This is a genomic window from Francisella sciaenopsi (assembly GCF_045862875.1).
Lineage (GTDB): Bacteria > Pseudomonadota > Gammaproteobacteria > Francisellales > Francisellaceae > Francisella > Francisella sciaenopsi.
This window is the reverse complement of sequence record NZ_BTHG01000002.1, coordinates 19,831-34,219: the sequence shown is the minus strand read 5'-3', so window position 1 is coordinate 34,219 and position 14,389 is coordinate 19,831. Positions and strand designations below refer to the sequence as shown.

The following is a 14,389-nucleotide window of genomic DNA, read 5'->3' as shown; positions in this document are numbered from 1 at the left end:
GGCTTGACCGCGGAATCTAGGAAATAGGTTTTAAAATCTATTTCTGCAAATACCACTTACCAAACTATACCATCTTCAGGGTTAACATCAATATCTTCAGTGAAAATGAGTAATTGAAAATCAAAGATTTAAAACACTCTATTAGTATTTTAGCACAATATAAATGAATAGATTAAGTAGTAGTTCTATCTAACAGTTTAAATAGTATATGGGGTTAGATGCTCCTTTCTTTTTCTCTACTCTCTTATACATATACTCTTTTTCAAACATTTTTGAAACATCTTCACCTTTAAAACCATATCTATCAAGAACATCTTCATTAATATCTGGAAAGTTTTCTTTATTTGCTTCCAACCATTCTTTTGGTTCAAATACGCCAATTACAATACCATTTTCTGCTGCTAACACATATTCTGCTTTCTTTGCCCTCTTTACGTCAACTTTCCAGGCGAACCTAACCGCATCATAAATATCTTTTTCTAGTATTGTTCTATTTATTGTTATTACTAAAAGTTTTGTCTCTTTAACATCTAAGGATTCCGCACTATACCTCTTACATATATCCTCTACTGTAGCGATTCCTCTTATAGTACTTCCACGACCATTTTGTTTATTAGTTAATAAATCCATATAAACATCTATTAACGCTGCTTCAACCTCAAAAGCCTCACTTTCGCTTAGTCCATGTCTATGTATAAAGTAATCAACCTCTCTACCTTCAGACTTTATTTCTATAATTCGCTCAAGCTTCAAGCTTAATTCATTTTCACTAGGAGAATTTTTAACTAATTCTCTTACATGCTCAAAAATTCTGTTTCCTTTACCTTTACCAACATAAAATGTTTTACCATCTCTAGAATCTATTAACCGATAAACATAAAATCCTAGCTCACGACATATCTCTGAGCTAAACTCTTTGACTCTCATCATCCAACCCACTTCCTAGCATTTCTAAACATTCTCGTCCATACAGAATACTCATCATACTCTGCTGGGATATGCGAGTTTGTAATCGCTCTATAAACACGCTCTGGATGTGGCATCATTGCAAGGACACGACCATTTAGAGCTGTGACTGCTGTTAGACCATTTACTGCACCATTTGGATTATATGGATACATTTCTGTTGCTTGACCTTGTCCATCGATATATTTAAGAGCTACTTGCGAGCTCACTAGCATAGCTTGTTGCTGACTGTCATTTTCAAATAATGGACGACCTTCACCATGAGCTACGGCAATTGGTGCTTTTGTACCTGCCATATCAGCGAACCAAATAGAGTCAGATTCTTGAATCTCAACCATAGACACTCTTGCCTCAAACTGTTCTGATTTATTCTTTATAAATATCGGCCAGTTTTCAGCGCCTTTGATTAGTGATTTAAGCTGCGCAAGCATTTGGCAACCATTACACACACCTAGTGCTAACGTATCATCACGACCAAAGAATCTACTAAACTCATCTCTTAGCTTCTCTGTAAATAGGATGTTTTTAGCCCAGCCTCCGCCAGCACCTAAAACATCACCATACGAGAAACCACCACAAGCTACTAATACTTTAAAATCTGCCAAAGTTACACGCCCAGCATGTAAATCTGACATATGGACATCATGAGCTTCAAAACCAGCTGTAGTAAATGCTGCTGCCATCTCAACTTGACCGTTGACACCTTGCTCTCTTAGGATTGCTACTTTGGGCTTCTCAACATTGACAAACTTAGCTGTAATATCCTCTTCAAGATCAAAGCTCGCATCAACATGGATACCTTTATCGTTAGTGTTTAAAATACTATCAAACTCTTGCTTAGCACACTCGCTATTATCACGAATTGATTGGATTTGATAAGAAGTCTGAGCCCACCATCTCTGTAAATTCACACGTGAATTTGTGTATACTTTCTCACCATTTGCAAAGATGTTTAGCTCATCACTAGAGTTAAGATTAGCTATTGCACATAGGTGAGTTTGAGTGTCTTTAAATATCTCTTCAACTAATGCTACATCACTATTTTTGACTTGGATAACAACTCCTACTTCTTCAGCAAAGAGTTTCGCTAATGTGTCTTGAGTTTGTAGATTGATATCTAGACCTTTACGCCCAGCAAAAGACATTTCCACTAGACTTGCAAACACACCACCATCAGATACATCATGATATGCTAAGATTTTATTTTTAGCTTTTAGTTTAGTGATATTTTCAAATAGCACTTTCAACTTACTTGCTTCAACATCTGGTGCAACATTACCAACTTGATTATAAGCTTGGGCTAAACATGAAGCTCCAAGCCTACCAGCACCATTTGATAGATCTATATGCAAAAGAGTTGTATCATTATCATCAACTAAAACTGGTGTAAGAGTCTTACGCGCATTTGTCACAGGTGAGAAACCTGAGATCACTAACGATAATGGCGATGTAACAGATTTGGCTTGACCATTATCTGACCATTTAGTTTTCATTGACATTGAGTCTTTACCAACAGGTATTGCAATACCCAACGCTGGTGCAAACTCCATACCAACCGCTTTTACAGTCTCGTATAACTTTTGGTTTTCATCACCCTGATTTGCAGCAACCATCCAGTTTGCAGATAGGCGAATATCACTTAATTTATCTATATCAGAGGCTAATAAGTTTGTTACAGTCTCAGCAATTGCTAATCTACCAGAAGCAGCAGCATTAATAGCCGCAACAGGAGTTCTTTCACCCATAGCCATTGCTTCACCAGCTTGACTATCTACAGTAGCAGTTGTGACAGCACAGTCAGCCACAGGTACTTGCCATGGACCAACCATTTGATCACGAGCAACCATACCTGTAATACTTCTATCTCCAATTGTGATTAAGAAAGATTTAGAAGCTACAGCTGGTACTTTTAGCACTCTTTCAATTGCCTCATCAAGTTTGATAGCACTTGTATCAAAGACATCCTGCTCAACTTTTACAGTTTTCACATCAATATGCATTTGTGGTGTATTACCAAATAACAATCCCATTGGTAAATCAACTGGCTTCTTATTAAAATATTCATCATTCAACGTAATATGTTTCTCAGAGATTGCCTCACCAACCACAGCAAATGGACATCTTTCTCTATTACAAAGCTGTTCAAAAAACTCTAAGCTTTGTGGATCAACTGATAATACATATCTTTCTTGTGACTCATTTGACCATATTTCTAATGGAGAAAGTCCTTCTTCGCCGACATTAACTTTTCTAAGCTCAAAATGCCCACCAACATTACCATCTTTTACAAGCTCAGGAAACGCATTTGAGATACCACCAGCTCCAACATCATGGATAAATGTGATTGGATTATGCTCACCCATTTGCCAACATCTATCGATAACCTCTTGGCAACGACGCTCCATCTCAGCATTATCACGCTGAACTGATGCAAAATCTAGCTCTGAGTTAGTATCAGAAGATACTACAGAAGATGCCGCGCCACCCCCTAAACCAATACGCATTGCAGGTCCACCAAGACAGATTAGCTTAGCACCAACATTGATATCGCCTTTCTCAACATGCATTCTCTTGATATTGCCCATACCACCAGCAATCATAATCGGCTTATGATAACCAAACATCTCTTTACCTGCAGATGTGTTCACTTCTTGCTCAAAGGTGCGGAAATAACCATTTAGATTTGGACGACCAAATTCATTTGAATAATGAGCACCACCTATTGGAGCCTCTAGCATGATTTGAAGTGGTGTAACTATATGGTGTGGTTTACCATACTTGCTAGTCTCCCAAGCTTGCTCAAAACCTGGGATATTTAAGTTTGATACTGTAAATCCTGTCAAACCAGCTTTTGGCTTAGCTCCCAATCCAGTAGCTCCCTCATCACGAATCTCGCCACCAACACCAGTTGCCGAACCACTAAATGGCGCAATAGCAGTTGGGTGATTATGAGTTTCAACTTTCATCAAGATATCAACTTCTTCTTGATTGAAGTTATAAACACCAGTTTGCGTATTTGAATAGAATCTCTGAGCAGTTGTACCCTCTATCACAGCAGCATTATCCTTATATGCAGAAAGTACACCTTTCGGAGATTTCTCAGTAGTGTTGCGAATCATTTTAAACAATGACTTATCTTGCTCTTGACCGTCGATAGTCCATTTGGCATTAAAAATCTTATGTCTACAATGCTCTGAGTTTGCTTGAGCAAACATATATAGCTCTGTATCAGTAGGATTTCTGCCCAGCTTAGTATATTCATCGGCTAGATAGTCAATCTCTTGCTCACTTAGAGCTAAGCCAAGTTTTTTATCAGCATCTTTGATAGCTTGAGCACCATTTTCTAGTACATTAACACTCTCTAGTTCTTTTGGTGCTGCAACATCGAATAATCGCTGAAGATCTTTTTCACAAACAAAAACCTCTTCAACCATACGATCATGTACTAAATTTTCTATAGCTCTTAGCTCATTATCAGAAACCTGTCCCTCAATACCAAAAAGAACCGCTCTTTCTACTCTCTTAACAGCACTGATACCAGTATTACGGATAATATCAGTAGCTTTTGATGACCATGGCGAAATTGTCCCAACTCTTGGAGCAGTGATAAAAGTATGACCTTTTGGTTCAGCTGAGCCATACTCTCTATTATAGTTGAGTAAAGATTTGACTATATTTTCTTGCTCACTACTTAACTCTGACTCAAGTTCTACAACATGAATATATTGAGCAGATACAGACTCAACTTTATTAGATATTTTTTTAGCATCTGCTAAAATCTTCTCTCTTTTAAATGGAGATAATGCACTTAACCCTTCAAAAATTCTAATCATTAGCTATCAAACCCTTTATATTTCTTTTCTAACTCTTTTAACTCTTTTCTATGTCTTTCTAGCTCGTTCAAATAAGCTTCGTCAACATCACCTGTAATATAATTACCAGAGAAAACACTATCTTCAAACTCTGTGATTTTAGGATTTTGCTTTTGAACTATTTGCTTTAGATCCTCTAATGGTAAATAAATCAATCCATCAACTCCAATCCACTCACGAATTTCTTCTAACGATTTTCCATGCGCAATCAAGTCTGATTTAACAGGCATATCAATACCATATACATTTGGATAACAAACAGCTGGTGATACAGAAGCAAGATATACAGATTTTGCCCCTAAATCTCTAACCATTTCAATAATACGCTTAGATGTTGTACCTCTAACAATTGAGTCATCAACTAGCAAAACATTCTTATCCTTAAATTCCGCTGGAATTGGATTTAGCTTTCTTCTTACAAAATTCTTTCTATCGACATTCTCAGGCATGATAAATGTTCTACCAACATAGCGGTTTTTGACAAACCCCTCACGGTACTCAACACCCAAAGCAGTAGCTATCTCTTGTGCTGATGCTCTACCTGTCTCCGGTACTGGGATTACAATATCAATCTCTTTATCTTTCCATGTCTCTTTGATTCTTTGACTTAACACTTTACCCGCATCAACTCTAGCTTGATATACGCTTACGCCATTCATAATACTATCAGGACGTGCAAAATATACATACTCAAATAGACAAGGTGCTAAAACTGGATTTTTTGCACATATTTTAGAGTGAACTTGTCTATCTTCAGTGATAATTATTACTTCTCCAGGCTCAACATCTCTTAGTATTTTAAATCCTGATATATCTAAAGAAACACTCTCACTAGCAACCATATAAGCCTTCTCACCATTATCATACTCCTTAACACCTAGTATCAAAGGTCGAATACCATATGGATCTCTAAAAGCTACCAGTCCAAAATTTGCTATCATCGCTGTACAAGCATAGCCACCTTTAGCATGTTCAAAAACAAACTCACAAGCTTCATAGACTGCCTCAGGTGTTGGGCAACCTTTTGATTTATTCATACCGCATGCAAAAAAGTTCAGAAGCAATTCTGAATCAGAAGTTGTGTTTAGATGACGTCTTTCGATATCATGTAACATCTGCGCAAGCTCATCAACATTTGTCAAATTGCCATTGTGCGCAAACACTATACCATGGGGATTATTGACATAAAAAGGCTGACTATCTGCAGCCCCTAGGCTTCCAGCAGTTGGATATCTGACATGACCTATACCCATTTTACCTTTTGACTTTTCTAGCTTTTCATCTGTAAATACATCACTTACAAGTCCTGTATTTTTGCGAATAAAAAAATGTCCTTGATCCATAGTCGCGATACCTGCAGCATCTTGACCTCTATGCTGTAAAAGACTTAAACCATAAAACAATGGATAACTAACCTGATTTGGTCCAGCGACTCCTATAACTCCACACATAAAACTACCAACTACTTATTTATACCAATTTAATTAACAAACATATTATAGCAATATTTATCATGATAAATTAATCAAAATCATTGAATACTACTAATGCGAAAAACCACCTCTTTCGATATCTTTAGATTTATGCTCTAAAGAGTCAATAACATTTTTTAGATCCCTAATCATGAGCTCCGCTAAATCAAAGCTAAAGCCTCTTCTAACAAGCACTCGCATAACTACCAAGTCTTGTCTATCTTTTGGCATCGAATAAGCTGCTATCTGCCAACCTCTAGCTCGAATTTTTTCAGATATATCAAACAAATCATAACTTTTGCCTGCCTTAAGTGACCAACTCACCGCAGGAATACCACCTTTGCCAGCATGAATAATATCAAAGATACCTATACCCTTAATTTCTTTAGCAATATATTTTGCAACATCATAACTAAGCTGATGGATATTTTTATACCCTTCAAAACCAAGCCTGACAAAATTATAATACTGGGCAACTATCTGACCACCAGGTCTAGAGAAATTCAAAGCAAATGTCGGCATATCACCACCAAGATAATTAACATTAAAAATCAAATCTTGAGGCAAGTATTTCTTATCTGCCCAAACAACCCAACCCACTCCTAATGGCGATAAGCCAAACTTATGTCCTGATGAATTAATTGACTTAACTCTTGGTAATCTAAAATCCCACTTCAGCTCAGGCTCTACAAATGGTGCCAAAAAGCCTCCAGAAGCAGCATCTACATGTACTGGAATATCAATACTTGTCTCTCTCTCAAATTTATCAAGTGCTTCACAAACTGCCTCAACAGGCTCATACTGACCTGTAAAGGTAACACCCAAAGTAGGCACAACTCCGATTGTATTTTCATCACAGTACTTAAGCACAGTTTCTGGAGTCATTATTAAGCTTTCACTCGACATTGGAATCTCTCTAAGCTCAATATCCCAATATCTAGCAAATTTATGCCAGCAGACTTGTACAGGTCCTGTGACAAGATTAGGTTTTGTATAATCTTTACCTTGTGCTTTCATCTTATCTCTCCAGCGCCATTTCATCGCCATACCGCCAAGCATAGCTGCTTCAGATGAGCCAGTAGTTGAGCAGCCAATTGCACTTTCTGCTGAAGAGTTCCATAGGTTTGCTAGTATGTTGACACATCGCGACTCTATTTCTGCAGTTTGAGGATATTCATCTTTATCAATCATATTTTTATCAATGCAATCATCCATAAGCTTATGAATAAAATCATCAACTTCTGTTTGACAAAATGTCGCCAAATTCTGCTTTGAATTACCATCGAGCATTAACTCATCTTTGATTTGTTGGTATGCTTCAAAAGCATCATTTGATTTTTTGGGAATTTCAAATTTTGGTAATGATTCTTTATACAACTTATGTTTGATATTGTTTTTGGCATGTAAAGCCATAAAACTACCCCCTAGTAGTGTTTATTCTTATAAACTCAAAATTCTGAATTTCGTATAAATCTATTTTTTGATTAGTGATATTTTGACAACAAATCGAAATTATTAATTCTTGATAATTGAAAGTAAAAAAATCTTCCGGATAGTTATTACTTATCCAACTTATATTTTGCTTACTGAAGTTTGCATCAGACAGCCCCCTAGCAATACCTAGAGCGCTTCTTTTTACCTGAGCTTCTTTTAATGTCCATAATTTATAAAACTGATTATATGTGTCTTCGCTAGTTTTTAAACTTTGATACTCCTGTTTAGTGAAATATCGCTCTGCTATCAAAAGAACATTTCTCTTTGAGGATATCTCCTCTGCATCAACACCTATATCCTTATTCGCAAAGACTATTATCACTTTATTTTTAGTATGACTTATATTGAAATATAGTTCATGATCCTGTAGATATGGCTTACCATGCTTATACTCAAATATTGGAGTAGCAATATCATAAAATTTTTCTAATACAAAATAACGAATAAACTGAGAAAATATTTTCTGCTTGTTATTTAGCTTTAGCGAATCAATACTATTTTTATAAGAAAGATAATTTCTAAGATCCTCAGCTTTGTATTTTTCAAAATCTAAAATAAAAGCTGAAACTTGAGACATTGAAGTAATTACTCCGTTGCAATTTGCGATATTATATCTGTTTTGCCAAGAATATTGTTTATATACTCAACATCCTTATAAGTCAAACCACCTTGCAATTGCTTCAACCTAACATAGTCCTCAACATAGTTGAATATAGCATCTGCAAATGAAAGCTGTGCTTGTACAAGTATTGCCTGACGGTTAAGTAAGTCAACAATAGTTTGTGTTCCAGCTTCAAAGCCATCTAATATCGCTTTTACAGAAGCAATACCAGCATAGACTGACTTTCTATAAGCATCTATTCTGACAGCATCTAAAACAACCGTTTGATATGCCTCTACCGTACCAGCATAAACCTCTCTTTGTGTTTGAAGTAATGCATAATTAGCCGCTTGATTATTATAACTTGCTTGTTTAAGCTTCGCATAATCAGAACCTCCTCTTAATAAGTTCCAATTAGCTTCACCACCAACATTAGCAACATCATATTTAGTAGGAATGTGTGCTGTCTGTTCAGGACTTCCAGAAAGTGCATTTCGTGACATTAATATACCACCAGTTAAATTAACCTTAGGGAAAAAATTACCCCACTCAATACCTACACCCTCGCCAGCAGCTTCATACTCAAATTTTTTCTGCGCAATATCAAGATTATATTTCTCAGCAGTATTTAACCAGTAGTTGATATCATCTGGTACAGGATTACCAAACTCCGTATCTTTTGAAATATATAATATAGAGCTTATACGTTTACCAATAAGTTTAGCCATCACTGCTTTTGCATTAATGAAATTTCTTTGAGCATTAACTCTATCAGCAATAGCCTGACGATACTGAGCATCAGTAGTTTTAAAATCTGCGTACGAAACCATACCAGAGTTATATTGATACTTCTGTGTTAAATATAACTTCTTGTTCCATGCTTCGTTTGCAAACTGAAACTGTAGCGCCTGCTCTGCTCTAAGAAGCTCAAAATATGCTGTTACAGTATCAACGATAAGAGTCTGCTCTGCTTTTGCATAAATCATAGCATAGGATTTTTGCAAGTATGTAGCTTGAGTATATGTTTTCCATTTACTCCAATCAAAAAGCACTTGAGAACCACTAAAGTTAAGATTGTTTGCTGTATCATTAACTCTACCGCCGAACTGATTATACAGATCGCGTCTAAGATTATAGTTAAAATCAATTTGCGGTAATAACGCACCTAATGCTGCAGGAACTGTTTCAACATTAGCTGCAAATGTTGATCTAGCAGCTTGATAATCTGCATTATGCTCAGCAGCTAGCTTATAGATATCAACTAAACTGTAGAACTTATCTTCAGTATTGCCAACCATTGCAACTTCATCAGCTTTTTTAAGATCATAGAATTTGTTATCTACTTTAATCTCATCAGCCTTAGCATACTGTTTCTCTACACTATATGGATTCTGAGTTATATCTGTACCAAGAGGTCTTCCGGCATATTTGTATTCTGGTACAGGAGTATCCTCGTTGGCAAATGCCATAAAAACTCCCAAAAAACCAAAAATATATAGTGCTATTTTCTTCATACTTTTTTATCTATTATAAACATTAAAAAGAAAATTCTTCTGGTATGTTTCTTTTACTGCTTTAGTTACCAGATAAGCTTTGTCACACACATCAGTTCTGACAACAAAAACCAATCTACCACCGACTTCAAGAAGATCCAATAAAGACTCATCCACTTCATTTTCTTCTACAACATTTGATATATATATACAGTTATATTTTTTAGCATTTTTTATAATATTTGTCAGATGCTCAGCACTATTAAACTCGACATTATAGACATCTACTCTTGCTAAATTACGTCTTGCTATAGCTAATCTTTCCTCATCATAGTCAACAAGTTCAACACTATTACATAACTTTGCTATCAAGGCTACTGGATATCCAGTTTCTAAACCAAGCTTTAATACATTATCAGTCTTTTTCATGGCTAAAGCTTCTATTAGCCTAGCTGTAAACATTGGGCTTCTAAGCTCTCTATCATCTATCACAAGGTTAGTATCACAGTAAGCTAAAGATTGATATTCTTTGGGTAGAAAAATCTCTCGAGGGATATCTGCCATAATCTTTGCAACACCATCTAAAGAAAGACCTTCAGTGAGGACTTGTTGCTTTACCATATTCTCTCTAGCAAGCTCAAAATTCATATTTGATCCTATAAATTTAAGAAGTAGACTTCATCCACAGTTTAATTCATCTGATAATATCATAATAGCATACCAATGTGAACTATAGCATATTTTAGATTTGGCAAATCCATCAAAAGAAGCTAAAATTTCACGTTAGCAAATTTGAATATTTGAACTTAAATGTTTCATATAATTAACTTCTATTATAGATTAACAAATCAAAGGATATTTAACAAAAATGAAAAGACCCGAACTATTGTCACCAGCAGGCACCCTAAAAGCTATGCGCTACGCTTTTGCTTATGGGGCTGATGCAGTATATATTGGACAACCTCGCTATAGCCTAAGGGCTAGAAATAATGAGTTCTCAAAATTAGAAACTCTTGAGACAGCAATTACTGAAGCTCATGCGCAAGGCAAGAAGATAATGCTAGCTAATAATATTGCTCCACATAATGCTAAAATCAAAACTTACATCAAAGATATAGCTCCTGTACTTGCTCTTAAACCTGATGCTATGATTATGTCAGACCCTGGTATGATTATGCTAGTTAGAGAGAACTTCCCAGATCAAGAGATACATTTATCAGTTCAAGCCAATGCTGTGAACTATGAAACTGTTAGATTTTGGCAAAAGTTTGGTATTACACGCGTTGTATTATCAAGAGAACTATCTCTAAAAGAAATCGCAGAGATCAAAGAGCATGTTCCAGATATGGAAATTGAAACATTCGTTCATGGCTCATTATGTATGGCTTATTCAGGTAGATGTCTGCTATCAGGATACTACAGTCATAGAGATCCTAATCAAGGTGTATGTAATAATGCTTGTCGCAATAACTACAAAGTTGCTGAAGCAAAACAAAACGAGTGGGGTGATTTCGAGCCTGTTGAAGTCAAGTCAACTCTTGGTATAGGTACACCTTCTGATAAAGTAGTGCTTATAGAGAATGACAAAGAACCTGGACAATATAACCCAATGTTTGAAGATGAGCATGGTACTTACATCATGAACTCAAAAGACCTAAGAGCTATACAGCATGTAGAAGCAATGATGAAAATGGGTGTTGATTGCTTTAAGATAGAGGGTCGCACAAAATCATTTTTCTATGCTGCTAGAACTGCTCAGCTATATGATCAGGCTATCAAAGATGTTCTCGCAGGCAAACCGTTTGACATGACGCTTATGGATAAACTTGAAGGCCTGGCTCACAGAGGTTATACAGAAGGATTCTATCGTCGTCATGTTCATGATGAGTATCAAAAGTATGAAAACTCAGACTCACGTAGCTCTACTCAACAGTTTGTTGGTGAAGTAACAAACTTCGATGAACATACTGGCTATGCTGATATTAATGTCCGTAACAAAATGAAAATCGGCGATAGTATCGAACTTATGTTGCCATCTGGTAGTCGTGAGATAATACTAAACAATATGCTAGACAAAGATGGTAATCCTATGGAAGAGGCAAAAGGTAGTGGCTATCAAGCTAAAGTTAGATTTGATAATGTCACACCTGATGATATGAAGTTTGCCTTAATGATAAGAAATTTATGAAATAAATAGTGTCTAGATAGCTTTAGAGTATAGTTTTAATCATGGAGATTTTACGAGCAAACATTTTTTGATGGATTGTACTCTCTCCAAGGATCGCCATCTCCTGGAGTATTTGAGGCATCTGCATACCAGCAAGCCACATAAGACATATAGTTCTTACCTCCATCTACCGAATATAGTACTTTAGGGTATAAAGTTGGATTATACTTAACTTGATATATTTTTGAACTATCCCAGACACCCGCATCGTAAGTATACTCAGCTACTGGCTCAGGAGCTTTGCCTCCTGTGAGGGTAATATTAAGCTCGCTTGTTTTGGTGTTACAGTTTTGTATGAACCATTTGGAGACGAGATTTCAACATTCAAGTTTTGATAATATTGTGGATTCATTGGAACACTTTGCATAGTAAAAAAGCTTGCATCTTGCTTCAATGATCCTATTATTTGAACATTTGGTATACGGATCTCATACTGATTTTGAGTATCGAGATTAAAGGTATTAATGCCTTTTTCAAGATTCTTATCTCCATCAGTAGATGAATGAAGTTGCAATCCCGTTGTTTCAGATTGATTATCAATATTCAAAGTGAATGGCGTTGCTAAAGCTAATGTTGATGTAAATAGTGCCACTACAACCAGTGATGTTTTTTTCATAGTTTATCCTTTAGTTTCTTATGAAATCAATTTTTGAAATTAGAGTATCTAACTTTTGCCTTTGATCTATAAGAACATCTAGACTAATTCAAAAGGCAATAATTAATGTTATGATAACTCAATACCAGTGATTCTAATTTATTTCAAAATAGATAAAAATATCTATATGCGCATAGCTGTCATGCATATGCGCATATTAAAACTTAAAGATTGACAGAAACTAACCACAGTTCATAAGACTATGCTTCACAAGCATTATTAAGTTAAGATTTAAAGAAAACTTCGTATATTATTATCAATATCATAAGAAAAATACCAAAGTATCTTATTGGAGCAATTCTTCTCCACGAATCCATATACCAGTTCCAGTAGGAGCTCGATATTGATTTGACTGTACTAAATATAGTTTTTAATATTTTTAGCATAAGTAATTTCTAAGATTTACAAATATTAACTATTCTTTTGTCTGTGTAATTTTGACTAGAATTAACAGTGATGCAGCAATAATAGAAATGATAATCATTGTAATTGCTATTGGTAAAGAGCTAGTTGCTGGGAATAACATAGCTATGCTGCCTATAGTTCCACTAATAGCAAACTCCATAGTTCCAAACAGTGCTGCTGCAACACCCGCCATTTCATAGAAAGGCTCCATGCTACCACTAGCGCCAGTACCTGCGGTAAGAGCGCAACCAAATGTCGCTAAGAAACACGGCGCAAAAAAGCCCCATAAACTTAATCCCCATATCTCATATATACCAAATGACAAAACACCTGCGATAAACACACACACTACACCCAGAAATGCAGTGTTATAGACACCAAGCGCGTTAACAATAACTCCAGCAAATATTGAACCTATCAGAAATGCCACTCCTGCTGAACCAAATACAATATATATCTCTGAAATTGGATAACCCAAATAATTAATAATATATGGCGTCATTGAAAATAATATAAAAAACGAAACCATTCCTGATACTGCTGCCAACGAATATGCCCAAAACTGCAAAGACTTTAAGACATGTAAATATCTAGCAAAAACACTCCAAGTCATCTTTTTGCGTCTTTCAACAGGTAAGCTTTCTTTGACAAAAAATACTATTATCAAAAATGAAACAAAAGCTAATATAGTCAGAAATATAAAAGCGGAATACCATGGAAAATGTATCGCTAATTGCACTCCAATTAATGGCCCTATTATTGGTGAAATAGAGATTATCGCATTAATAAAACTATATATCATCGAACTTGTTTTACCGAAGAATGCATCTCTAATAATCGCAAAAGCACATACTGATAGACCACAACATCCAACAGCCTGAACAACTCTCGAAAATATCAAAAACTCAATATCTTGGGAGATTGCACATAAAACAGATCCTATCAAAAATATAATAGAAGATATTAAAATAATTTTGAATCTACCAAATTGATCTGATAATGGTCCTAGAATAAGCTGACCTACTCCTGTAACAACCAAAAACAAAGATAATGTGACTTGCACCATTTGCTGAGTTGTTTTAAAAGCCTCTCGCATATCTGGTAGAACAGGCATATAGACATCCATAGCTAGTGCAAAAGCAAAAACCATAGGTCCTAGAATAAGAATAGTTTTAATTGGAGAATATTTCCACATAGAAACACC

Annotated in this window: 10 protein-coding genes; 1 reads left to right on the top strand and 9 read right to left on the bottom strand. The window is 35.7% G+C overall.

Features of this window, described 5'->3' with window-relative positions:
- Window positions 1-189 precede the first annotated feature (189 nt).
- The 7 genes from ACKTR7_RS02715 to ACKTR7_RS02685 all read right to left on the bottom strand — a co-directional run bounded on the left by ACKTR7_RS02715 (window position 190) and on the right by ACKTR7_RS02685 (window position 10,546).
- The gene (locus tag ACKTR7_RS02715) at window positions 190-930 is read right to left on the bottom strand and encodes an LEM-3-like GIY-YIG domain-containing protein (RefSeq protein WP_407876917.1); all 741 of its coding nucleotides are present in this window, start codon (window positions 928-930) and stop codon (window positions 190-192) included.
- On the bottom strand, window positions 927-4,799 hold the full coding sequence (gene purL / locus ACKTR7_RS02710) for a phosphoribosylformylglycinamidine synthase (RefSeq protein WP_407876916.1): 3,873 nt from the start codon (window positions 4,797-4,799) through the stop codon (window positions 927-929). The genes ACKTR7_RS02715 and purL overlap by 4 nt, the downstream gene beginning before the upstream one ends.
- Complete coding sequence (purF, locus tag ACKTR7_RS02705; protein WP_407876915.1) at window positions 4,799-6,289, bottom strand: amidophosphoribosyltransferase; 1,491 nt, start codon at window positions 6,287-6,289, stop codon at window positions 4,799-4,801. Before purF ends, purL begins: the two co-directional genes overlap by 1 nt.
- A 93-nt stretch (window positions 6,290-6,382) precedes the next feature.
- The gene (locus tag ACKTR7_RS02700) at window positions 6,383-7,723 is read right to left on the bottom strand and encodes a glutamate decarboxylase (protein WP_407876914.1); all 1,341 of its coding nucleotides are present in this window, start codon (window positions 7,721-7,723) and stop codon (window positions 6,383-6,385) included.
- 4 nt (window positions 7,724-7,727) lie between these two features.
- Window positions 7,728-8,381 (bottom strand): 4'-phosphopantetheinyl transferase family protein, encoded by a 654-nt coding sequence (locus tag ACKTR7_RS02695; RefSeq protein WP_407876913.1) that lies wholly within the window; start codon window positions 8,379-8,381, stop codon window positions 7,728-7,730.
- A gap of 8 nt (window positions 8,382-8,389) precedes the next feature.
- Complete coding sequence (locus ACKTR7_RS02690) at window positions 8,390-9,919, bottom strand: TolC family protein (RefSeq protein WP_407876912.1); 1,530 nt, start codon at window positions 9,917-9,919, stop codon at window positions 8,390-8,392.
- Window positions 9,920-9,925: 6 nt separating this feature from the next.
- Window positions 9,926-10,546 carry a protein-L-isoaspartate O-methyltransferase family protein gene (locus ACKTR7_RS02685; RefSeq protein ID WP_407876911.1) on the bottom strand — a complete coding sequence of 207 codons (621 nt, stop codon included), beginning with the start codon at window positions 10,544-10,546 and terminating at the stop codon, window positions 9,926-9,928.
- 220 nt (window positions 10,547-10,766) lie between these two features.
- Between ACKTR7_RS02685 and trhP the strand changes: the two genes are divergently transcribed.
- On the top strand, window positions 10,767-12,086 hold the full coding sequence (gene trhP / locus ACKTR7_RS02680; protein WP_407876910.1) for a prephenate-dependent tRNA uridine(34) hydroxylase TrhP: 1,320 nt from the start codon (window positions 10,767-10,769) through the stop codon (window positions 12,084-12,086).
- Between the two features lie 262 nt (window positions 12,087-12,348).
- Here trhP and ACKTR7_RS02675 read toward each other — a convergent pair whose 3' ends face one another.
- Both ACKTR7_RS02675 and ACKTR7_RS02670 read right to left on the bottom strand, forming a co-directional pair.
- Window positions 12,349-12,741 (bottom strand): hypothetical protein, encoded by a 393-nt coding sequence (locus ACKTR7_RS02675; protein WP_407876909.1) that lies wholly within the window; start codon window positions 12,739-12,741, stop codon window positions 12,349-12,351.
- A gap of 454 nt (window positions 12,742-13,195) precedes the next feature.
- Window positions 13,196-14,380 (bottom strand): multidrug effflux MFS transporter, encoded by a 1,185-nt coding sequence (locus ACKTR7_RS02670; RefSeq protein ID WP_407876908.1) that lies wholly within the window; start codon window positions 14,378-14,380, stop codon window positions 13,196-13,198.
- Between the last annotated feature and the right edge of the window lie 9 nt (window positions 14,381-14,389).